We start from the raw sequence: 24,279 nt of genomic DNA on the forward strand, positions 1-24,279 counted from the left end.
CGATTTTTCGTGATCATCGGAGTTGGACAGCTTCCATTACTCCAAGGATACCCAGATCGTTTCTCCCTGGCGTAAAGAAAACGTATACAGATAGCGTGCTTTCGTCACTGGAACGGAATGCCGATCCGAATCAGAGATCAAAAGAGGCTCCATGCTATATAACGTGCATTCTCCTGTATTAGCGGCGCAAATCTCTGCCAGCTCTAACATGCCGTCTCTCCAATCAATATTAATGGTAAATCCTCCCCTGGCCCGAAGCCCCCTGACTGAACCAGAGGGCCACGAAGAAGGTAGGGCTGGCAGCAAACGTATTTCTCCGCCATGGGATTGAATCAGCATCTCCTGTATCGCAGCCGCTCCTCCGAAATTAGCGTCAATCTGGAAAGGTGGATGATCACCGAATAAATTCGGATGGACTGCTTTTATCAGTAGCTCGCGAAGACTGTCATAAGCTTTGTCTCCATTGCCGAGCCTCGCCCAGAAGTTAGAAATCCATGCTTGGCTCCAGCCGGTATGTCCACCGCCGTTTTTCAAACGCCGCTCCAATGTTCTTTGGGCGGCCTCCGCAAGTTCAGGCATCCTGTGGGGAATGATTTGCTCCCCGGGGTGAAGTGCAAACAAATGAGAGATATGGCGGTGCCCCGGTTCTGCCTCTTCATAGTCGACGGACCATTCCATGATCTGGCCATGCCGGCCAACCCGAGGAGGGGAAAGCTTGGACCTTACGCTTCTCCACTCCTTGGTGAGCATGCTATCCACTTCAAGGTATTCGGCTGCTTCGATGCAAGCAGTGAAAAGGGCGTACACAATCTGCGAATCCATGGAGGGACCGGAACATAAGACCCCTGTCTGTCCTGTATCCGTTACGTAGCTGTTTTCTGGAGAAAGCGATGGTGAAGTGACAAGAAATCCGCTCTTATCATAGGTCAGAAAATCAAGGAAGAATAGCGAGGCTTCCTTCAGCACCGGATAGGCCCGATCACGTAAAAAGTCCTCTGAGCGGTTATATCGGTAATGCTCCCATAGATGCAGCGCCAGCCAAGCCCCGCCTGTAGGCCAAAAAATCGCAGGCGTCCAGGCTCCAAACAATCCACTCTCCGCCCATAGGTTGGATGAAGAATGGGCCGTAAATCCTCTTGCACTATACAAAGCTGCAGCAGTGTGCCGCCCGTTTGCAGCCAGCCGGTCAATGAAATCGAACAACGGTTCATGACATTCAGGCAAATTGCCCGTCTCCGCAATCCAGTAGTTCATCTGCAGGTTAATATTCAGATGGTAGTCGCTCTCCCAAGGTGGTGTAAAGCTTTCATTCCAAATACCCTGAAGATTGGCCGGCAGGCTGCCGGGTCTTGAGCTTGCCATCAGCAAATAGCGCCCGAATTGGTAGAACAACGCTTCCAATAATGGGTCCGCACCACCTTGTCGATAAAGCTGAAGACGCTCCGTGGTAGACTTATCCCTGTTCGTTTCGCTCACGGTTTCCTGAGGTGAAAGATCCAGCGAGACCCGGTCAAATAAGGCTCTGTGATCACTGATATGCGCTTCTCTCAATTGTTCATATGAAAGGGAAGCAGCGGACTCGGCCTGCCTGATAGCTTCCATCCGAGGATCATTGCAACGGAATGAGGTTTGAGCCGCGAGAATCAAAGTAACGGTATCCGCCCCACGAATATCCATATAATTTCCAACCGTCCGGCACTCGCCCCCCGTGATACGAGAGGTCAGAACCGTCGCATATCTAATGCCATCCGCTCCACAGCTTCCTTCCATCATCAGCAAACGATCATGGTCATGCTTTATCTCTCCTTCAAACGGCCGCCTGCTTAAGCGCGCAGTTAAGGAGATCGCTCCGGGTTCTGATGCCGTTAACCGGACCACAAGCACATGATTTATGGCGCTGGAGAATATTTCTCGGTTATACTGAACTTCCCCAATTTTATACGTTACCGATGCAACACCATTCCTCAGGTTTAATTCCCGCCGATAATCCGAACTGTCCCGCAGTCGATAATCGAACTGAAGCCTCAAGTCACCTAGCGGTTGATATGGCCCAAAATACTGCGGTATATTCGTGAGATGCAGAAGCGCCATTCTCTCCGCTTCCTGGGGTTCACCTTCACGAAGCAGCTTTCTGAGTTCCTCCACCGTTCCAGGAGCTGCCGGATTATCGCACCCTCTCGGTCCGCCGTACCAGACCGAATCTTCATTTAGCCCGATTCGTTCGGCTGATACATCTCCAAAAACCATCGCGCCTAGTCTTCCATTACCAAGCGGAAAGGCTTCCGTCCAGACACGGGCAGGTTGTTTTTCTATCAGCTTGCAAGTTTCGTTTGTCATCGTCCTACTCCTAAAAATCAATCATTTTTTCGCTGTTCAAATCGTTCGGTTCTACAAAATTCGTCCATTAGATAGAATAAAAAGAGCTGTCTCTCGTGGCCGGTACGATCCATAGAGACAGCTCTTCATAAGCAGACGATTGTGTTTCTCCTCGTTCCCCGACACTTTAAGAGGTTGTTCAAAAAGTCCGCTTTTGATCACGAAGTGAATCAGGAAGTGGGCTCGGCATCGAATCTTGAATTCAGCCGGTCCTTCCGGTGCTCACGTACCCAAAACGTACGCTCCGCTCCTCAGTCCCTAGCTTCATCCAACCTTCTCGGTGCTGATAACCGACCTTTTTGAACACGCACTTTAAGATAAATCTCAAAGCCCGTTGCGTAACCAGGATAGAGTGACTATCCTGCCTATTTGATTACACCTTTTTTATTGATGACTTTTGTTGCCTCATCAACCATCCATTTCTGTACATCATCGATCGATTCATTATTCAGCATATATCTGCTGAAGCCGTCCTCGATCACTTTGGTCAATTCCGATGAGGCCGTGGTCATGACCTGTGCAGCATCAAGATATTGGATTGCATCGTCAAACAGTGTGTATTTAAGAGAATCCATATCATACATATCTTCATTTCCAGCAACCAGCTTTGTTAACAGAGCTTCGTTATTGGCTTTTTTATAACCCGAGAATTCTGGTCTATTGTCCGAATCTGCTGTTGTCATAAATCTCATAAGCTTGAAGGATGCTTCCTTGTTTTCAGAGTTAGCGCCCATTACCAACTGGCCACCACTTGTGAAATATTTGCCTTCGTAATCTTTAGGTTCCGATCCTTTCGGAGGCACCGGTACCGGAGCGAAAGCTGTTTTGAAATCGTGTGGATACTGCTCGGTATTGCCCGGGTCAGCGATTGTCCAGTTACCTGTCAGAATCATAGCTGCTTCCTCATTGAAAAATTCGGTGCGATAGTTCAGCTTTGCAGCGAGAACATCCGAGAAAGGTTTAGCTGATTTGTCCTCCGACTCCATACCCTTGCGAAGCTGGAAGAAGTATTTGTAGGTTGGATCGGACAGAATCGTTGTTCCGTCATCATACAGGAATGGATCTTTCATCATCGTTTGCGCCGGAGCGTTTGAATAAAGCTCCCAAGTATGGAAGTACGTACCGTAACGTTTGTCAATGCCTTCACCTTTATTCAGCTTCTTGGCATATTCCCGGTAGTCATCCCATGTCCATCCGAACTTTGGAACTTCTAATCCCACTTCGTCAAGAGCATCCTTGTTGAGCATCACGTAGTTGAAACTCTTTGTATACTGCATACCGTAATAATTGTTATCAATCTTTGGGTTAACGAAATATTCGTCCTCGGGGACGATATTTTCCTTTTCATAGAATTCATTAAGTGGTGCCAGCGCTCCCCGAGTCGCCCGTTCAAGTACAGATCCCAAGCTTGGTATTTGTACAACATCGATCGCTTCACCGGAAGAAATGAGAAAATCGAGTTTTTTCATCATTTCCACAGAATCGCCGGGAACAAGTACCACATGCTCTACCTTGATATCTGGATTTTGATCCATAAATTCCTGCAGCATGGCATCCGTGCCTACCGACTGAGCTTCGTTATCCCAGTTATAATACTTGACGGTGACTTGCTTTCCGGTCTCGGCGCTGCCTTCATTTGCCCCGGAGCTGTCATTCGACGATGAACCTCCGGACTTTCCACAGCCGGTGAGCACCAAGGAGACGGCCAGAATCATTCCGAGTAATACAGACAATCTTTGCTTGACCTTTTGTTTCATTTTACTTCCCCCTGCACTTAATATTTAGGTGTAGTGCTGTATTCACTGTTCATTATAGGCGGCCGCTTTACTGGTCAAGTGCAAAATTTTGATATTGTATGATTACTTTTTTGACTTTTTCAAAAAGAAAGTATGATCAACCCTTCACGCCGCCCAGGGCAATCCCGTTAATTACCTGCTTTTGCAAAGCGATAAACACGATCACAAGCGGTATAATCGCCGACACCGCCGCTGTCATCATAATCGCATAGTTGTTCGTGTAATCGTCCCGGAACAGCGTCATGCCGAGCGGAATGGTGTACAGATCCTTGTCCAACAGGAAGATGAGCGGATTCTGATAATCGTTCCATGTCCAGATGAATTTAATGATGGCTACCGTAGCCAGCACCGGTTTGCATAGCGGAACCATGATGGACGAGAATATCCGCAAATGACCCGCGCCATCGATTTTGGATGCTTCCATATACTCATCGCTGATCCCAATCATAAACTGCCGCAGCAGGAACGTGAAGTAAATCGAGAACATGCTCATGAATATGATTGCGGCATGGGTATTATAGAGACCGAACCAGCGAACCAACAGAAAGCGCGGGATCAGCGTGGCCTGATCGGGAATGATCATGAAGGAGAGCAGGGCCACAAACACCAGATCACGCCCTTTAAATTTAATCTTGGTCAGCGAGTACGCCGCCATGGACGAAACGAGCAGCGTGATGCAGGTCGTAATAATGGCTATTTTAAATGAATTGAAGTAAAAATCGGTAAAAGGAACCCTTCCCATCCAGACCATCTTGAAATTATACGCCACATTAATCTTCTCGGGTATCCATTGAATCGGAAAACGCATAACATCTTTCTCGTATTTGAAGGCTGCTGAAATCATCCAGATCAGCGGAATCAGGAAAACGATAGACAACGCTCCCATAAAACCGGTTGTGATCAATTTGGACATATTTTTTCTAATCCATTGCATCTTTACATCCCCCTCCTATTCTTCATTTCTAAATTTCCAGGTGACTGCGGTAATCAAGCCGATAATAGCGAACAGCAGCCAGGAGATGGCCGAAGCGTAGCCCATATTGTAATATTTAAATCCTTCCTCATAAATCCGGAATACGAGCACGGTTGAAGAATTGTTCGGTCCGCCTTCGGTCAAAAAGGCAATGACGTCAAACACTTTAAACGATCCGATCAGCATGGTGATAAGGAGAAAGAAAGTCGTCGGACGAAGCATCGGTACCGTGATGGAGAAAAACTTTTTCATCACGCCGGCGCCATCAATTTCAGCTGCTTCGTAAATTTCATTCGAAATATTCGTCAGACCAGCCATATAGATAATGATAGTGTAGCCCAGAGCGGCCCATGAACTGATAATAGCAATCGACAGAAGCGATGTTTTTGGATCTACCAGCCATTTAGGAGGATTGGACAGCCCTAAATCCATCAGAAACTGGTTAATCGGTCCCAGAGACGGGTGAAATAAAGCGCTCCATACCGCAGCAATCGCGATAATGGAAGAAATATAGGGGATAAAAAATGCGACTTTGAAATAATCTTTAAAAAACACACTGTTATGAATCAATGTCGCCAGCACCAGAGCAATCGCAATCGGAATAGGAACCGTCAGAATCATATAAATCACATTGTTCTTCAGTGCCTGAATAATGGTAGGATCCTGGAACATTTGGATATAGTTATCCAACCCTGTAAACTTGATTCCTTCAACGCCTGACAGAAGGTCCCAATCGGAAAAACTCAAATAAAGAGAAAATCCAAGCGCAAACACGTTAAGAAATAGCATCCCGATAATCTCCGGGGCCAGAAACAGCCACCCGGTCAAAGCTTCTTTCTTCTGCGGAGTCCAAAATTTTCGCGGTTCACGCTGACTCTTTGGTACAGATTGTTTTATACTCTCCACGTTGTATCACCTCGGCAAATTAAATATGTCATTATAATAATTCATCCTCCCGCGGCATGAAGGAGAGATTATGACCAGCGACGTGCACGATTTTGACCTTTATTCGTATGTGTATAATAGCGAGGAACCGGTGACTGACGTCGATGCCGGATGTATTTAACAAACAAATCCAGCGCCTGCAGGCACTGGATTTGTTTATTGCAAATATTGGATTGTTTTTATCTGGAGAGAATCATTTGCGTGCCAAATGTCTGGCCTTGTACTCGCTTGGCGTAGATCCCACATATTTTTTAAACACTTTGGAGAAATACGTTCTATCTGAATAGCCCAATCCAACCGCAAGTGATTCTAAATTCTGGTTGGACATTTTCATCATGTTCGTAGCTACCTTCATCTTATACTGGTGCACATAGTCCGTAAAAGTCAGGCCGGTCATCCGCTTGAAATAACGTGAAAAATAGCTCGGATTCAGAAACAGATAGCGCGCCATATCGATTGAGGTAATATTATCGGCAAGGTGCTGGTCGATAAATTGCTGGATGACCTGAAGCTTGGGCTCCTGTACCGTGGTTACCGCTCCCTTATGCCGGCTTTTCATGGCCAGCATAAATTTTCTTTCCACCAGCTCCATCGTATCCTCTAGCGTCCGGGTCAGAGCGAGATAGGCGAACAGATCCTCATCGAATTTCAGACTAGAAAAAATCAGCTCAATGCCGCGGAGCATAGAAGACAACTCCCGGACAAAGTCGTCCGGAATGATAGACATCTCTCTAGCAATCCTGATGATTTCCTGCAGAATTCCGCTGATGCCTTCCAAATCATCTCGGATGACTGCCCGTTCCAATTCCGAAACATAGCCATCCAGAAACCCCTTCGGAGCAGGTTGAAACATTTGCGATGTAATATGCAACGTATCAGAATCAATATAATCGGTATTCTCGTAAAACTCGCACTTGTCCTGAACCATTTTTTGAAATACCGGGCCGATGGTGTCTAGCTCCACTTTGTCCGTAACCTTAATAACACTCGGTTGAATCTTAAGGAAATGGGAGCACTTAAAACGCAGCTGCTGCAAATAATTATGAAGATGCAGATTGGCGTTTTGCGCAAGATTAACCCGGAAATTATACATAATTACAATATTCTCCTGCTCAAGAAAAGGGGTTATCCCTTCGCTCGATTCGGACAGTTCCAAGGCAATGTTGTAGATGGCATATAAGATCAGCGGATATTCACTCTGCTTGTAACGGTTGTCGAAGCTGGAAAAATGAATGCTGACAATCCCCAACATAAACCACGGATAGGTCCAGGATATGCCGATTTGTCCCGCATAGGCCACCGTTGTCTCGGACGGGGCTCCGTCAATTACTCTTTGCAGCAGATCCTTCCGGAAAAGAATGCTGTTACAGCGCGCGGTCTCACGGTTAATCAACCCGACCCTTGATTTCAGCAATCGTACCGATTTGCCTAAACTTTGTGCTAATTGCTCTGCCGTAAGCTGGTCCTTGATCAAATAATCGTCGGCCTTCAGCTTGACCGCCTGCTGTGCATATTGGAAATCCTCATGACATGTCAGAAAGATCACCCTTATATCCGGTTTCATGCTGATAAATCGATCAGCCAGCTCAATGCCATTTGTTTGCGGCAGACCGATGTCTGTAATGACGATGTCAGGCTGCACTTCTTCAAACATATGTAGCGCCTTAGCGCTTGAATAGGTACTACCGACAATTTGCAAATGATGGGCTTCCCAGTCAATCATTTGCCGCAGCACTTTGAGCATGGGGACATCATCGTCAATGAGCATCACTCTAAACATCTTAATTGTCCTCCCTCAGACGGAAAAACATGATGGTTGTTGCCTGGAGGTAAATACAGAGATACGGACACCCCGCCCTGCCGCAGACTATGCAGGGATAAACCGGCTTCCTGCCCGTAGGTCAGCCTCAGCCTTTGAGCCACGTTGATTAACCCGACTCTTGTATAAGATCCATCCTGTTCATCATCCTTATGTAACAGCCTGTAGTTCAGCCCTGCCAGAATCTCTTCGTCCGCCCCACAGCCATTGTCAGAAATCTCAATCAGAATGCCTTCAGGGATAGTTCGTGAGCGAACGGAAATACGGGGCTTCGGATGATCGACCAGACCGTGGACTATGGCATTCTCTACGAGCGGCTGTAAAATAAGTTTGGGAACGATAAGTTCTTCGGTTTCCGGAGCCAGATCGATTTCCAGTTCCAGTGGGATTTCATTTCGGATTTTCATAATATCGACGTAGTGGCCGAGCAGCTTGCACTCTTCCCGCAGGGTAGCCGGTTCATTGACCTTGAGATAAGCCCGGAGCAGACTCATTAGAGAATCGATAATTCCGCTGTGCAGCGTATCTTTAGATAGAATAAGGCTGCATTTAATCGAATTCAACGTATTGATCAAAAAATGAGGGCGAATCTGCATAAACAGGGCTTCCAGCTCCATCACCCGCTTCTGTTCCTGCTCCTGCTCGATATCGTGAATCAGCCTCTGCAGTTGATCCAGCATCGTATTCAGCGTCTGTCCAAGCTCGGCGATATCATCCTTCCCCTTTACCTCCAGCCTCACGTCCAGATTACCCATTCCGAATTGGCGTACAACCCGCTGCAGCTTGAGAATCGGACTATGCAATCTTTTGGCAATCAAGATAGAAGTAGCGGAGAAAACGATAAACAGCAAAAGTACCGCTACAATACCACTGTAAAAGGTTCGTGAGATTTGGCCAGACCATTCTTTCTCCGAGGCTTCATAAACAATCCGCCAGCTGGATTTCGCGATGGTTCTGGCTGTGCGAACGCTTCCATTTGCATCCGCGTTATGCGGGGCAAGCTCTGTATTGCCAGCGATAAATCCGCCAGCGGAATCAAAAAGCGCAACCTTGCCGAATTCGACCGGTTCGAGCAGTTTGGTGAAATACTTGTCGGAAATGGAGATAAGCAGCACCGCCACATGCTGATTCTCGCGACTGTCATAGATCACTCTGGCAATATAGTAGCTGCTGTTTTTGCCAGATCCGCTGTCAGCCATGCCTAGCCATTGCAGCCTTTCAGGTTCATGAAGATTAACACGTTTCATCAGTTTGTCCATGTTATTTTTGATTACAGTCAGATCCTCAATGCCGGAAGAAATCACAAAATTCTGCCGGTTGACCAAGTACATGCTGATGTTATTGTTCAGCGGCTTGGAGTTAATCAGGGAAAACACATTTTGCAAATGCGTAAAAAACATGTAATCCTGGTAATTTTCAAGCCGCTTTGTCTCCGCAAAAGCCTTCAGGTTAGAACGAACATTGGTATCGTTTACAATAAAATGAGAGGCAAATGTCACATCATCAACGGTTTTGTTCAGTTCATCTATCATGACATTCAAAAAGTTATCGTTACTGAGCTGCAACTTCTCCACCATCGTACCTCTGATCAGGACAAAGGAGATGACTGAAACCGCAATCAACGGGATAAAAATAAGCAAAAGAAATGACAACTGGATTCTCTTGTAGTAAGTAAACTTGAACATGTTCTCCCGCGCCTTTCTCATGCTATCATCTTTTCTTTTATTTTATCAGCCCGTCGTCCAATATTCATGCATTAAATGATGACATCAACTTCTTTTTTGCATTTTGTGCCGGTAATCAGAACGACTCCGCCAAAGATTTGAACGCCTTCCACTATATAGGAATCAAAATGGCCGGACGGCACTTTGTGGCTGATCACGAGAGTGTGCTCCTCGTCCGTTCCCGGCATAACAATTTTGCACGCTGTCGCCTGAGCATCGTCCACCTGTTCGCCCGTATGGCGGAAAACCGGTACCTTCTCAACCACGGGACAAGCCGTCTCCCCGGGTCGTTGCGGGTACAGCACCTGCATGATGGATATGGTTCCTTTTCCCGTTCGGGAGTACACCGCATATTGATTGGGCTCTATCAGATTATATTCGCGGGAAATAACCCCTTCGTTAATGCTGCCCTCTAACCCTTCACGGTCAACCGGAATAATACATAGATTGGCCTCTCGTCCATTTAGCGTGCGGCCAATGAGCGAGTCTGCATCCAGCTCGACTTCTCCCGGAGCAAAATGAAACTGCTGGGTGAAGGTATGCGATTCCTTGCAAGTAAAGCTGTCAACCAATAGCCAGTAATACGGTTTGATAAAGATGATTCTCCTGAGCGGGTACACCGGGTCGTCCAAATGAAGGTATCCGTCATGACCGCCTTCAACATAGTCATAGCCAGGCTTGCTGATCCATCTGCATCCCGAAGGCTTCGCTATCCGGCCGAAGTCCCATGTGCTTACAATCTCCGTAAATCCGATGCCGTCAACTATAGTCGTATTATGGGAAGCACTCTCTTTTAACGCTTTTCTGAGCGGAGTGTGATCGCTGTAATTGTATCTGCCGAGATCGGTTAGCAAATCCCTGCCATAGGCATGCAGGTCAAAATGTAAAAGATCGGCATGCCCATGACCGCCCCCGAGAGGACCGCAGTGAAAATATAAGTACAAGTCCCGCGGTTTCCAGCCCGTACGCATCACGTAATGGCCGGAATGTGCAAAGGGATAGGAGAGATTAGCCGGCAACACCGCACGCAGCCGGTCGTAGTTTCGGACCCCCTCCACCCCGAACAACCAGGCATTGTCGTAGTCCATCTGCTGATGTCCGCCAAAACGCAGTATGCTATCCTGAAACAACCAAGCCGCATAGGTGAGAAGAGAACAGATATCGCTGTCGTCACTGTCGCCAAGGAGAGGCTGCCTGTGATTTGGCTTCGCCCAATAAAGGGAGGCGTTAGCCATTTGATGAACCGTGCGCCTAAAGTCATCATCAAGCTCAATCCCATTTATACGTGCCGCGTAAATACAATCGAGATAACAAGCTAGAACCTCATGATGGTAAGTTGGCGACTGTTCCCAATGGATACCGTCCGCCATAATCTGTATCCGTGCTGTCTCCTTGAGTCTTTGCTCACACAAACGCTTCCAGTCATCCGCAAGAGTGAATTCGGGAATGAACATCGCCACATGGTACAGGCCGCAGGTTTCCAGAACCCCCCAATTGCTGATTTTCTTCCAGCTAGTAAACGATGAGGCTAAATAATGAGCATGTTCATGCAAGGATATCAACACTTTGGCAAGGAGCAGCGGAGTCAGCAGCGGACTGTCTTTTACATAACGAAGCGCCTTGATCCAGTTAGCACAGCGAAGCCCTGCTTCAATCGTGCGCCATGTCAGGTTATCGTTCACAGGTCTTTCAGGGACAGGATTTCGATCAATCCAGTCTTCAAGCTGGCGGCAAAGGGCTGCCGCATACTTTTCATCTCCTGTCAGCGCGAATGCCTGACCCAAAGCTTGCCAGTAGCGGTGGCGATTCAGCATGTAAGCCCATTCAACATCATGATCGGGAATAAAACCCCAATCGATCTCCCCCTCAAATGTAACCGGGATGCGGCTCCGTTCCATATCCCATGGAAAACGGAAAAGAAACGTTTGCCGCACGACCTCATCCGCCGTCTTCATCACTGTTTCCAGGTCGCTTCCGCAGTTATGCTTCACATAGTCGGCGATCTGACCCTTCTCCTCCTCCCCTAGCGCCCAGCCGGGTGTTCCACGTTGGATGAAATGCTGATGTAGCTCAATCAGTGCTTCTTCGTATCGGTTTTCGCAGACTGCCTTCCTAACCGGTGCCAAGGCAGGCTCTGTCAGGTCAAGGAGCGTAAAGACGGCATAAGGAGCCGCTTGGATGCCATCAGCGTTCATACCAATACCCTCTTCCACCATTCTCCAGTCGAATCAAGGCTTCGAGATAGAAATAATCTCCCCAGATCATGTAATCATCGGGGGACAGTCCTCCGCGGACATGGTAAGAGCCGTGTTTAAGCAGACCTTCAGTGTTTTCGCTGATCGTGGAATAATTTTGTACCAGTGAAGTCATCGACTTCATGACCCCCTGCTCAAAATAGGTCCGCTCCTGATCATCCTTATCCATATGTCCGATCAATTCCTGCAGTCCGGCAGCGACAATGGCGGAGGCCGAACTATCACGGCTCGTTCCGTCAGTTACCGGAGCATTAAAATCCCAGTAAGCTACGTAATCTTCAGGCAAACGCTCCAGAAAATACCGTGCCATCCGTTTGGACGTTTCCAAATATACAGGATTCTGGGTATAGCGGTAAGCTAGTGCAAAACCGTAAACCCCCCAGGCCTGTCCGCGTGTCCAGGTCGATCCATTCGTATATCCTTGGTGTGTAGCGCCTCCAATCGGCTCGCCGGTTTTCGGATCGAAGAAGAACGTATGATATGAGCTGTCATCTCCACGTACGAGATAACGTCTCGATTTATCGGCCTGCATGGCCGCAATCTGATAATATTCGGGATCGCCGGTCTGTTGACCCGCCCAGAACAGGAGCGGCAGATTCATCAGGCAGTCGATAATAATACGCCCGCCTTCCTTCTCATCTCCCTCCGGTCCCCATGCCTGGATGTAGCCCCCTTCCGGACGCCAGCGTTTCAGCAGATGATCAGCGGCCTGCAGCGTCAACTGACGGCCACTTTCATCCTTGTCAACAATCCACTGTGCTTTAGAGGACAATGAATATAAAAATCCGATATCATGGTGATCAAGCACCGTTTTTTTCTCAAAACGACGGCGAAAGTCTTCCACCGTCCGGGATGCCGCCAGGCGGAATTCCTCATCCCCCGTATATTCATAGCACAGCCACAGCATGCCACTCCAAAATCCGTTCGTCCAATCGTCGTTATCATTCATCAGATAAGCTCCGTCCTCACTTACGTGAGGGAACCTTGTACCAAATCGATTGATGTTGGTCCGGATTTTATCTACTGCATCTTCTATCGCCTTGTTCCACATGAAATCTTTACCCCCTTCGTATCAGTCTTCTTACGATACATGATAAGGAGAGCTGTCAGATTCTAATAGGGGGGATTTTTGCCTTGATGTGCATTATTTTGACTTTCGTTATTTCGATTTTTGCTCAAGGATCCGCGTCATAATGACGACAGCCTCGGCACGGGTGGCTTGTACATCCGGAGCAAACCGGTTTTTATTACGCCCTTCGATGATACCTGCTTTTACAGCGGAGGCAATAAAGCCCTTGGCCCAGTTCGGAATGTCATCAACATCAGCAAAAGTTAAGGAATCCGGCGAGCTTTCTTTTAGTTGAAGCGCCTTCGCGGCCATCATTGCCAGTTCTGTTCTGGTCATTGTTTTGGAGGCACGGAAAGTGTTGTCAGCATAACCGGAAATAAAGCCATATGAGATTCCTGCAGCCACATAAGATTTCGCCCAGTTCGGAATAAGCCGTTCATCGGCAAAGGAAATTCCCGATTCCCCCTCTAAACCTAATCCTCTTGCCAGCAATACAACAAATTCTGCGCGCGTAACAGGTTTATCGGGCTTAAAAGTACCATCTGGGTAACCGGTGACGAGACCTTGATCCATGGCAACCTTAATCTTGTCTTCTGCCCAGTGTCCTTTCATGTCTGATATTACGATGTTTTTATCGCTCGAACCTGGTTTCGAAGTAGGTTGGCCCGTATCTCCATCGGCATGGCTTTCGGAGCCTTCCGTTGGCTTGCCTCCCTGTTCCCCCTTCGATGGCTTGTCCGTGCTGCCTCCATTCGAAGAACTGCCTGTTGTAATATCTTCACCTGATGAATTTCCGGCATTCCCTTCATCTGGTGGACTTCCGATGTTCCCTCCATCTGGTGGATTGCCTGGACTCTTCTCCGTCACAGTTACCACGCAAGTTGCAGTAAACGCTCCATTAACGGATGCAACGGTAATGGTTGCTGTTCCCGCTTTAAGCCCAGTTACCACTGTAGTTTCTCCATCTTGTTCCAATTTGACAATATCGCCGGAGTCCACGCTCCAGTGAAGGTCAAGACTGGCCGCATTAGACGGAACGGTTGCCGCTGTAAGACTTACGGAGTCCCCCACATTCAACGTAACAGCCTGTTTATCAAGCTGAATTCCGGCAGCAGGCGGGACGATCCGAAAGGTTGCCACATGGCTTTTTCCTCGGGCACCTGTCGTGTCAATTTCCAACTTCAGATAAGGTGAAGTCTCGATCACACGAATAGCAGAATCTTTTTCCAGCTCCTGTACATCAACTTTATCCAGAAGTTCGACGACAATCCTGCTTTGCTTTTGGGTAGGATCCGCTACCGCTACCGTCAGCTGGTCGCCCTGTTCATGCACCTGAACAGAAGCCGGACTGTAAGTGCGTAAAAAGGCGGAAGTGGCTGCTTCCCAGAAGTTAAAGCCATACCATCCGAGCTTGCTCTCCTTAACAGCGTGAACCTGATTGTTCTGGCTGATCACTTCAATATCCGGGTTTTGGCTGTATTGTTCCGTTGCCGCCGCATCTTTGTTTGGTAATAGCACGTAGGAATACGATGCATCCTGCGGCATCTTCCCATGATCAAAGGACAGACTGACATAATTTTTGGTGATTAGATCTGCCGAACCGCCTGTATTGATGTCCTTCCATGCCCCTTTCCTTGCTTCTCTTAACCCCCGAAGCTCAGGACTGTTCGGGAAATAATAACCGATATCCGAGCCGGGAACATGTCCGGCAAGATGAGCCCATTGTACATCCTTCATCGTTTCGTTCCAGCCAAGATTCACGGGTTGTAGCACGCCATTTACAGTTAAAGCATTTTCGCCCGATTCTGACACTTGGCGGTTTTCCACGATCGTTTCCACGACACGGGCTTCAGGACTTGTGATGCCTGAGCCTAGCGCGACGATTTCATCATCAAACATAAACCAGGATTTTTTGCCCCGCAGTTTGCTCCCTGTGCTTAATTCCAGAGAAAAGTCCATTCCTGCCGAACCATACAGGTTATCTATAGACGAGCCGCCAACCCAGGCTTTTGGGTTATAGTATGACGCCCATGCCTTCGGAGCCGGGAAGTATCCGTCCGTTGTCGTTCCCGCCAGGCGATGCATGTTTACAGTCGGCCAATACTGGTTACTGAATTGTTTCAAATCTTCATTATACAGGTTGGTCATACCCATTCCTGTGTACCAGCCTTTGATGTTCTCATCGTTGCCGAATTCAAAAGCAGAGATACGATCGGAGAACATACTGATCACGAACCCGTAATCGGGACGGAGATGGACAACCCGGTCCATGGCAGCAAAGTTCTGATGCTTGATTAATTCCCCTCTCGGCAAAACAGAGGAATCATTTACAATGCCTTTAATCAGGTTCATTTCATAAATAGGCATCCCCTCATAATAGTTCGGGAACGTAGTATCTGACTGAACCCATTCTTTAATCATGCTTTTTATTGTTGCAGATTGCTCAGCTGGCGCACCGCCGGCTAATCGTGCCAACGTTCGGATAACGGATCTGCCCGTTAAATGATCCGAGTCCTTCTCCCGAGAAATACTGCGCCCTTTTACAGCGTCCATCATAGCTCCCTTGTAAACTAGGGGTTCAAACGAATCCTCGACCCATTTATACACGTTATTTACATTCGGATCCGTAACTTCCCATGGCGATGAGGTAAAAAGGTACAAAAGATCAGCAATTCGTCCCACGAGCACCGTTCCATATGCCCCTGTATAAGCAATATTGGTATGCTGGATTAACGATCCATCCTCATAGATGCCATCCCCGCTCTGAACATAAAGAAATTCTCTAGCCATGGAATTTCTGGCTTGCTCGATTTTCGAGCTGTTTTTTCCTACGACTCCGCGGAGAACAACAGCCAGGGCTTTGTCCAACAGGTTGGCTCCGGTTTCAGTAACGTTTACGTTCTGTACTCTTCTAGTTGGATCCGGAACATATCTGTCCATAACTTTTATGTAGTTATCAATCTGTGTTTGACTCAACTCGTTGTACATCAAAACAACAATATTCATCAGGACTTGTGGAGTACCGATTTCCCAATCCCACCAGTTTGCTCCTGAAGGCATGGATTTTCCTTCGTTGTACTGGTTCGTATACATCCATTCCAGCGCTCTAATAATATCGTCACGCAGCTGCGCATTCCCGTATACAGCAGCTCCCTCGGTTGAATAGGCAACCGCCATATCACTGATATTCGTAAACCCTTTGGTCATATTGGCGGAGTTGGTATTGGCCTTATTTCCAAGTTCCGGCCACAAATAGTCGGGGCTTGACGCTTTATTCATGAGATCCCATATCCCCGTACCGGAGGCGTTGGAGATCCGTTCATTGAGTGAAGTCATATAAGCCGAAATATCAGGATCATTCAAATCCATTTGATCTCCGCCCAGCAATTTGTTGCGCCATTTCTGTCTTAACTCGTCATATGCCGCTTGCATGGCAGCCGATTCGACCATAACGGTGGATTGTCCCCGAATCAAGCCATCCCTTGTGGCTGCAGTAATCGTGACGCTCCCAATTTCATGGGCTGTAACCGTACCGTCGTCGTATACTGAAACAGTCTCTGGACTGGATGAAGACCATATTAATTCCTCAGATGCCCCTGCAGGTGAAAAGACCGGAGTAAAAGTGAACGTTTGCCCTTGATTTAAAGTGACGGCTGCGGGTTCGAGCTTCAGTCCGTTGATGCCGTTCCATTCGTGAATGCTAATGTCGTCAAACCAGGCTGTTCCTGTTCCCGTATCGAAAAAAGGCTCCGCCCTTACATATTTCGTGCCTGCCGGTACGGTGAATATCGCTTCCCGTAATGTCCAATCATTGGTTCCGGTTAACTTGGCGAGTACAGGTCCGTCACCCAATTTGACGTTGGATGTTGCCCCGTCCACCCCGTTGATGCTCTTATAGTACTGCGTTCTGACAAAAGCGCCGCCGTTTGAAACAACGTTGTCTGTTTTAATCTGGGCGCTGAGCTTAAAGGTTGTGCCGGTGCTTATTTTTACATTTCCGGAAAGGCCTGTCCGTGAAGAAACATCATGCTCCACTTGTACTGACTTGGTGCTGGAAGTATAAACCGCTTCATTAACAGATACCTTTCCCGACCCGCTAGCCTGCCAAACTCCCCAGCCCTGAGCTTGCTTGCGATCGATCCAGCCGACATCACCAGGATAGACTACTACCTCGAAATCCCCGTTAGGCACCAGGTTCATTCCAGAAATGCTTGCTTCCACCCTGTTTATCCCCCCTGGTTGAAACGATAAAACCATTTGGAACGTCATACAGACGACCAGTAATAACGATACCTTCCTTGTATACGCTTTCAAGTCTGGTTCCTCCTCTACTGCTGATGACTGACATCCCCTTGAAAATACATTGAAATGCATCTCTGTTGCATGTCATTTTTTGACTCATAGACGAACGATTTTGACTTAATTTATTGCAGCCCGTTCATTGCCAGAACTTCATCATTCACATTCAAGGCCGAGAATTCCCTTCAGGGGAGACTGAAAACACAAACTCACAAAAATAAAGCTGTCTTTCGTTCCACGCCAATGTGGGTCGAAAGACAGCTTGTAAACATATAAAAATGCACTTTCCCTTTATAGTAACCAAAACATAATCCTGTATCTCATAGGGATTATAATCTCATAAAGAGACAAGAGTTGGTCACTCGAAAGAAGAGTGCATTAAGTTGGAATAACCCTTCTGCGCTTACTAGGGCAATTATTCTGATTCAGCACCTGCTTGATCTTGCATGCGTTTAAAAATAACCTCATAACTGTGATTTCCATGATGTAACGAACGTTTTACGCGTGAGATGGTAGCTGTGCTGGCGTTAGCTTCCTCCTCGATTTCACAATATGTTTTGTGATTATATAACATTTTTGCTACTTGGAATCGTTGCATCAAAGTTTTAATTTCATTAACTGTACACAGATCATCAAAGAAAGCATAGCATTCTTCCATTGTTTCCAGTGATAAAATACCCTGAAAAAAATCATCCAACGCTTTTCCTTGAAGTTCTTCAACCAACATATGTTAACCTCCTTCAGTGATGACTGCATTTTGTTGCATGAAGAGTTTTCTTATGTATTTTTTCTTCCTAGGCATACTATTTTATAGTATACCACTTGCATTGTAAAACCAAATTAATCCGACACAGAAAAGTAGCTGGCATTTTACAAGTTATTTCTGTGTCGGATCTGAAGTTTTAACTTGCTTGTGAAGCCTTGTTCGATCTCATAAATCCGTACAAAATGTTAAGGGCCGGAGCAATAATACAGAAGATCGCGAATGGCAAATACTCAAGTGTGGAAACCCCTAAGGTTCCGGTTATGAACACACCGCTGACACCCCAAGGAATAAGAGCATTAAAGGCAGCACCTGCATTAGCCAAAATCCTCGACATTTCTTTGCGAGGAAGATGAATCTCATCAAATTGAGGCTTAAACGCTTCACCGGGTAAAATTATGGACAAATATTGTTCCCCGAGAAGAAGGTTAATTCCCATTGAACTGATAGCTGTCATAAGTATGAGTTTGCCTTTGGTACTAACAAAATCGGAAATTCGAGAAATTAAAGTACTGATGATTTTCAATTCTACAAGCAATCCGCCTAGCGCCAGTGCGAGCAGTATTAGAGATACAGACCACATCATGCTTTGAATACCGCCGCGAGAGAGTAGCTTGTCCACACTTTCCACGCCAGTGCTGGACACATAACCGTCTTGCATCAGCTTGGATATATCGAGGAAACTGGTTTGAGGATGATAAATAAAGAGAATGATGATCGTACAAGCAATGCATGACAACAAGGTCGGTATAGCGGGAACTTTTCGCCAAGCACATAGGAAAAGCACCAGCACCGGAATTAGTGTCACTGCAGAAATGGTGAAGGAAGAATTCAATGTATTCACCAGCTCATTGATCTCTTCTCCTGACGACAAGACCTTGGAATGTCCCACCACCATAAAAAACAGAAGCGAAATTAAAGAGGCTGGAATAACGACCCGCAAGATGTAGCGGATGTGTTCAAATAAATCGACCTCAGCTATGGCTGATGCCAAATTGGTTGTGTCCGACAACGGAGAGATATTGTTTCCCAGAAACGCACCGGAAATGATGGCGCCTGTTGTAATAGCTGGACTGTATCCCATGATCTGTCCCATGCCGAAAAAAGCAATGCCGACAGTAGAGATCGTTGTGAAGGAACTGCCTACAGTGACCCCTACAAGAGCGCAAATAATAAATACGGAAGGTAAAAAGAATTTTGCGGACAATATTCCAAATCCATACACCATGATGGTTGGAATGGTTCCAGCCGCAATCCAAACGCTGACCAGAGCGCCAATTAGCATAAATATTAGGATCGGTATTAATCCAGGGGTAATACCATTTTGTATGCCATTGTGAACACGATCCCAGGAAAAGCCCTTGATTTTAGCGAAGATAATAATGGCCCCAAGGGAGATTAGAATGGGGATTTGAGGATCCATACCCAATGCAATAATACAAACTCCGATAATTGCTAGTAGCACAACTAAAAGAAATAGGCTTTCTTTTAACGTTACCTCTTCTTTTTTCATAAGCTGAACTCCTTATCTGTAATAGGTCAAAACATGCTGTTACGAGTTCATGCGTTGTTCGGCCTTATTGTAAGCACCGTGCCATACAGGCCCTACAAAAGAGTTAAAAGCAAATCCGTTTTTAATCCCTTCGGTAGCAAACAACTTCGCTTTTGCAACGGCATCTCTTACAGGCATTCCTTTTGCAAGTCCGGCTGTAATCGCAGCGGCAAAAGTACAACCTGCTCCATGGTTATGACTCGTCTCCAGTTTGACACTTTCGAAGAGAGTAAACTCACTACCATCGAATAGCAGATCAATAGCTTTATCACCTTTAACTGACTTCCCGCCTTTGATAACTACATGTTTTGCACCAAGTTCATGTATGATCCGGGCGGCTTCTTTCATTTCTTCTACAGTGCTTAGGCATCGCATTCCCGCCAATTGCCCTGCTTCAAATAAATTTGGCGTTACAATGGTAGCCCGAGGCAGAAGAAGCTCACGAATGGCTTGTCCATTTTCAGGTTGGAGCACTTCATCTTCCCCTTTGCACACCATAACAGGATCGATAACAACATTGTGAATATCGTGTTCATCGATCATTTCGCTTAAAATTTCAATAATCTCCGTTGAGCCCAGCATGCCGGTCTTCATTGCATCCAGTGGACCGCCGGATAGAATTGTTTTCAATTGTTGTCTAACCAACTCGGAATTTACCGGATGAACGGCATGATTCCAGCCCTGGTCCGGGTCCATGGTTACAATGGAAGTTATTGCAGTAAAACCAAATGTTCCATATTCCTGAAAAGTCTTAAGATCTGCTTGCAATCCGGCTCCACCGCTTGAATCGGATCCAGCAACGGTCAACACCTTTTTAATCGCAGTATTTTGCAATTTTCGACACTCCTTGGGAATAAGTAGGAATGCGTAACAGCATACTGTTACGCATCCCATTTAGTGATGTTGTTATTAGTTCATTTGATACGTTAAGATCTTGTCGAGATTATCTTGCATAACATTCTCATACGTATAGACTTTCTCGAGATTTTCTTGCATAGCTTTCTCGATTTTAGCTGCATAATCTTCAAATACTTCTGGATCATGAGCATATGGAGACAGAGCACAAGCACGTAAGATAGTTACTTTTTCGACACGATCCCATTCTCCTTTAGTGAAACCAAGGCTTTGTACATATTCCAGCGGGCTGTTGCCATAGTCCGGAACAGCAAAATCCGTGTGAGAAGTAAAGAATTCATTGCTGTACAAGTCGCCTTTTACATAAGATGAATAGTCGAAGAAGTCATGGTTAAGTTTGTTCATTTTCTCCAGATCCGTGTTTCCTTCTTCATTGAAGACATAGTCAACCATGTTGAAGTCTGGTCTGGTCAATGGATATGCGGTAATGACTTTGCCATTCACATGGAATTTCTTGTTCTTCAGGAAGTTGTAGAAGCGGAATGCACCCTCGATGCTAGCTCCCATCAGTTTGCCGTAACCAGTGATGTTAAGCGGCAATACTTTGTGAGCAGTCCATACAGCAGCTGCAGTAGCGCCTGCTTTGGAACCTTCCATGATATAAGCGCCGAGCAATGCAGGAATGTCTGCACCTTTTTCAAATACATAAGTTGCGAAGTATGAGATCGCGTCGCGCATTCTGATATCTTTGATCGCAATGGCACCAGCAGAATAAGGAATGTATCCCATTTTGTGCGGGTCAATCGTGACCGATTCAACTTGGCTCATAGCTTTGAATGCATTGTATACATCATCAGTAAGCCATTCGTCTTTCAGCTTCATATCCTTAAAGACATTGTTTCTTGCATACACTTCGTCAATTTTGTCGTAGTCAATGAAGTTGTCATTTTCATCAAGGAAGATAGCACGAGCATAACCGCCGTAAGCTGCATCGACGTGAATATAGAAGTAAATGCCTTCCTTCATCAATTTCTCGCGCAAAGCAACCATTTTGTGGATATGGTCGATTTGACCTTCTTCAGTACTACCAACAACACCTACTACGCCAAGAATTGGAATATTTTGTGCTGCAAGCTCACGAATTCTAATTTCCAGCTTCTCGATATCCATGTGATAAGTGCTATCTACATCGATTGCTTCAACAGCATCCAGACCAACGCCCAGAATGTCGCCAGCTTTCAGCCAGGAATAGTGTTTCGTTTGCGGAATGAGCCATTTGCCCAATTTCGTAAGATGACGGCCGCTGCGAGCAGATTTTGCTTTAATTTCATCCATCTTTTCAGGAAGCTTGTCCATAATATCAAGAATTTCATCTGTGGACATATTAAGAAGTTCCCACTCGGATTTGCCTTCAACATATTCTGGCGCTACTTCTTTAATAGCAAGCGGCAAAGATTTCATGTTACGGGCATACCAGAGTCCCTCAAAGTTTGCGATCGAACCGTCGGCACAAATGTGGCCCCAGCTCTCGCCTGCTTTGTAGCTCATCATTTTGCACAGCTGGTGTCCGACTTCCTCTTCCATTTGCGATGTTCCCGGAGAGGATTCATAAGCCACGTTGTTGCCGTTCCAGAGCATAGCTGTGGAGTAAGCAATAATAGCTGGCATCAGAGTTTCGGAGTTCATATGGCCCCAGAAGCGGCCAGCAGTATGCCATGGCAGCGACTCTGAACGAAGCTTGGAGGATAATTCATTGAAAACACTACGCATATGGTCTGTAGTATCCTGAAAGCTTTTTGAGCTCTTATCAAATGGAGTGATTACAGGCAGATCCTGCGGCTGGTAATTTTGACGCCAGCCAACATGCTCGTCCACCATTTTAAGCAGCACTTCTTTGAAAATATCCACGTTTTCCCCTTTATGTCCAAGGAATAAAGCTTTCAGGTCAATTTCTGGAATTTGATAATTCATGTTTTAGTCCTCCTAATAAATTGAATGATATATGATTAAAAAGTTAGTCAACAATGTTATGTGAAGTTATTCACTTTTCTTCCAGCTTGGCTTCTTCATTTTATTGATAATCAGAGCAATACCCACCATCACAATCGTAGCTCCTACTTGATAAATGATGTAGCCTGTATACTGGCTTGGCTCCAGAACGGAAGGCGGAATCAAGCTGACGGTAAGTGTAATGCCTACACTAAGCAAGGACAACAGGGATACAAACCACATTAATCCATTGCCTTTGGCACCAAGTCTGAACGGTCTCTCAACTTCAGGCATTTTATAACGCAAGCGGATCGCGGAAATAGCAATCAACGCGTAAACGATACAATACAAAATCGTTGTTGTGATTGTTATGATAAGAAATGCGCTGTTGACATTAGGTACAACAATATATAGAACCGACACAAGCGAGATGACAATCGCTTGAATCATAACGAATGTAATAGGAACATTCTTGGAAGTTCTTTTTTGGAAGAACGGAGGCAAGTTACCCTCATCCGCTACTTTAATCATCGATTTACTTGGTCCAAGTACCCAGGCGCTCAGCTGAACCAACACACCAATCAAAATCATGCCGGAAATAAGATTGACGAAAATGGATGGAATGCCTAAATTCTCACAGAAAATCATATACGGTTGTGTAATATTCGCTAATTCCATCTTGCCCATTGGCACTGCATTGGACACAGTCAAACCGGCAACAAGGTTGAAAATAACAAGCAATATTACAGATGCAATAACGGCAATTGGATAATTCCGTTTCGGATTTTCAATGTTGTTCGCATGGACCGAAGAAATCTCCACACCAGCGAAGATAAAGATAATACCTGACAAATAAGCCAAACTTCCCAGATCTGAAAGGTTAGGTAGCAAGTCGCTTGCCTTGAAGTTGCCTAGGTAGCTTTCAGGTTGAATACCATTTTTGATCATGTACATAACGCCAAGGATTACGAGAAATACAAATGGAATGTATACACCGATAATTGCGCCCCAGTTACCCGCAATCTTTACCATGTCGAATTTCAGGTTCAACAAGGTTACACCCCAGTAAGAAATAAGAATTACTATAAAAATGAATACGTTATTGGATGAAAGCTCAGGTTTATTAATGACGTAACCAAACAGTACGCCGACAGTGGATGCAACCATTACCATCCCGAAAAACATTTGAACCCATAACAGCCAGGATGTAACGAAGCCCCACTTTTCTCCTAATGCTTTTTTGACCCATACTTGCGGACCACCCTCTTCGGGAAATCCTGTTGACATCTCGGCGGACATCAGTGCAATGGGAAGGGCAAACAAAATTGCCGCCACCAGCATGTAAAAAATCTGTGTCCAACCCGTAGCGGACAGCGTCGGTACACTACGTACGGTACCAAAGAAAGCCATGGTGATACCGATCAAGCCAAACAGAGTCAATTTTTTAGAATTGGCCATAAAATCCGATCCTTCTTTCTCTATCCTATTCTCTAACCTCGGTGCATAAACAATGAATTAAAACATAGGAACAATGTTTGGACTTCACCACCTTAACGTCACGAAAATTTATATTTTTTTGTTAATCGATTAACTTGTGTCGTCAGTATACGCCTCATTTTTTTGTTTTGTCAATTCGCTTCAAAGCCTTGTCACATATGGATTTTATCTCTTTTCCCAAAATCTTGTTGTTATATACACCAACGCTTTCACCACGCTATTCATAGATGCTTAAAAGGTTTAACGCTTTTATTGATAAAAGCATTTTCTAGATAAATTAATGTATAATTATTCTCATTTATGTATATTGAATTTATTTGACCTAGCTGATATTTCCCTTCTTTTATACCTCCCGTCTTCCTGTCTG

Annotated in this window: 15 protein-coding genes; all 15 read right to left on the reverse strand. The window is 45.9% G+C overall.

Annotated features, from left to right (window positions below):
- Positions 1-36 precede the first annotated feature (36 nt).
- On the reverse strand, positions 37-2,337 hold the full coding sequence (locus tag B9N86_RS25575; RefSeq protein ID WP_208915893.1) for a glycoside hydrolase family 95 protein: 2,301 nt from the start codon (positions 2,335-2,337) through the stop codon (positions 37-39).
- Positions 2,338-2,741: 404 nt separating this feature from the next.
- Positions 2,742-4,133, reverse strand: a complete 1,392-nt coding sequence (locus B9N86_RS25580; RefSeq protein ID WP_208915894.1) for an ABC transporter substrate-binding protein — start codon at positions 4,131-4,133, stop codon at positions 2,742-2,744.
- 136 nt (positions 4,134-4,269) lie between these two features.
- Entirely contained in the window at positions 4,270-5,106 is an 837-nt protein-coding gene (locus B9N86_RS25585) for a carbohydrate ABC transporter permease (protein ID WP_208915895.1), read from the reverse strand.
- 15 nt (positions 5,107-5,121) lie between these two features.
- Positions 5,122-6,051 carry a carbohydrate ABC transporter permease gene (locus tag B9N86_RS25590; protein ID WP_208915896.1) on the reverse strand — a complete coding sequence of 310 codons (930 nt, stop codon included), beginning with the start codon at positions 6,049-6,051 and terminating at the stop codon, positions 5,122-5,124.
- 232 nt (positions 6,052-6,283) lie between these two features.
- Positions 6,284-7,870 (reverse strand): response regulator transcription factor, encoded by a 1,587-nt coding sequence (locus B9N86_RS25595; RefSeq protein WP_208915897.1) that lies wholly within the window; start codon positions 7,868-7,870, stop codon positions 6,284-6,286.
- The gene (locus B9N86_RS25600) at positions 7,858-9,594 is read right to left on the reverse strand and encodes a sensor histidine kinase (RefSeq protein WP_208920755.1); all 1,737 of its coding nucleotides are present in this window, start codon (positions 9,592-9,594) and stop codon (positions 7,858-7,860) included. Before B9N86_RS25600 ends, B9N86_RS25595 begins: the two co-directional genes overlap by 13 nt.
- 71 nt (positions 9,595-9,665) lie before the next feature.
- On the reverse strand, positions 9,666-11,828 hold the full coding sequence (locus B9N86_RS25605) for an alginate lyase family protein (protein WP_208915898.1): 2,163 nt from the start codon (positions 11,826-11,828) through the stop codon (positions 9,666-9,668).
- Entirely contained in the window at positions 11,818-12,939 is a 1,122-nt protein-coding gene (locus tag B9N86_RS25610) for a glycoside hydrolase family 88 protein (protein WP_208915899.1), read from the reverse strand. Before B9N86_RS25610 ends, B9N86_RS25605 begins: the two co-directional genes overlap by 11 nt.
- A gap of 108 nt (positions 12,940-13,047) precedes the next feature.
- On the reverse strand, positions 13,048-17,178 hold the full coding sequence (locus B9N86_RS25615) for a polysaccharide lyase family 8 super-sandwich domain-containing protein (protein ID WP_244562848.1): 4,131 nt from the start codon (positions 17,176-17,178) through the stop codon (positions 13,048-13,050).
- Entirely contained in the window at positions 17,141-17,359 is a 219-nt protein-coding gene (locus tag B9N86_RS30505; protein ID WP_244562849.1) for a hypothetical protein, read from the reverse strand. The genes B9N86_RS25615 and B9N86_RS30505 overlap by 38 nt, the downstream gene beginning before the upstream one ends.
- A gap of 312 nt (positions 17,360-17,671) precedes the next feature.
- Positions 17,672-17,983, reverse strand: coding sequence for a YerC/YecD family TrpR-related protein (locus B9N86_RS25620; protein WP_208915901.1), 312 nt, complete (start codon positions 17,981-17,983; stop codon positions 17,672-17,674).
- Positions 17,984-18,158: 175 nt separating this feature from the next.
- Entirely contained in the window at positions 18,159-19,532 is a 1,374-nt protein-coding gene (nhaC, locus tag B9N86_RS25625; RefSeq protein ID WP_208915902.1) for a Na+/H+ antiporter NhaC, read from the reverse strand.
- A gap of 39 nt (positions 19,533-19,571) precedes the next feature.
- A complete protein-coding gene (gene pdxK / locus B9N86_RS25630) occupies positions 19,572-20,405 on the reverse strand; it encodes a pyridoxine/pyridoxal/pyridoxamine kinase (protein WP_244562850.1) in 834 nt (277 codons plus the stop codon).
- Between the two features lie 75 nt (positions 20,406-20,480).
- Positions 20,481-22,397 carry a tyrosine decarboxylase gene (gene tdc, locus B9N86_RS25635; RefSeq protein WP_208915904.1) on the reverse strand — a complete coding sequence of 639 codons (1,917 nt, stop codon included), beginning with the start codon at positions 22,395-22,397 and terminating at the stop codon, positions 20,481-20,483.
- A 66-nt stretch (positions 22,398-22,463) separates the two neighbouring features.
- Positions 22,464-23,873 (reverse strand): tyrosine-tyramine antiporter, encoded by a 1,410-nt coding sequence (gene tyrP / locus B9N86_RS25640; RefSeq protein ID WP_208915905.1) that lies wholly within the window; start codon positions 23,871-23,873, stop codon positions 22,464-22,466.
- Between the last annotated feature and the right edge of the window lie 406 nt (positions 23,874-24,279).

It is taken from the genome of Paenibacillus uliginis N3/975 (genome assembly GCF_900177425.1).
GTDB lineage: Bacteria > Bacillota > Bacilli > Paenibacillales > Paenibacillaceae > Paenibacillus_AQ > Paenibacillus_AQ uliginis.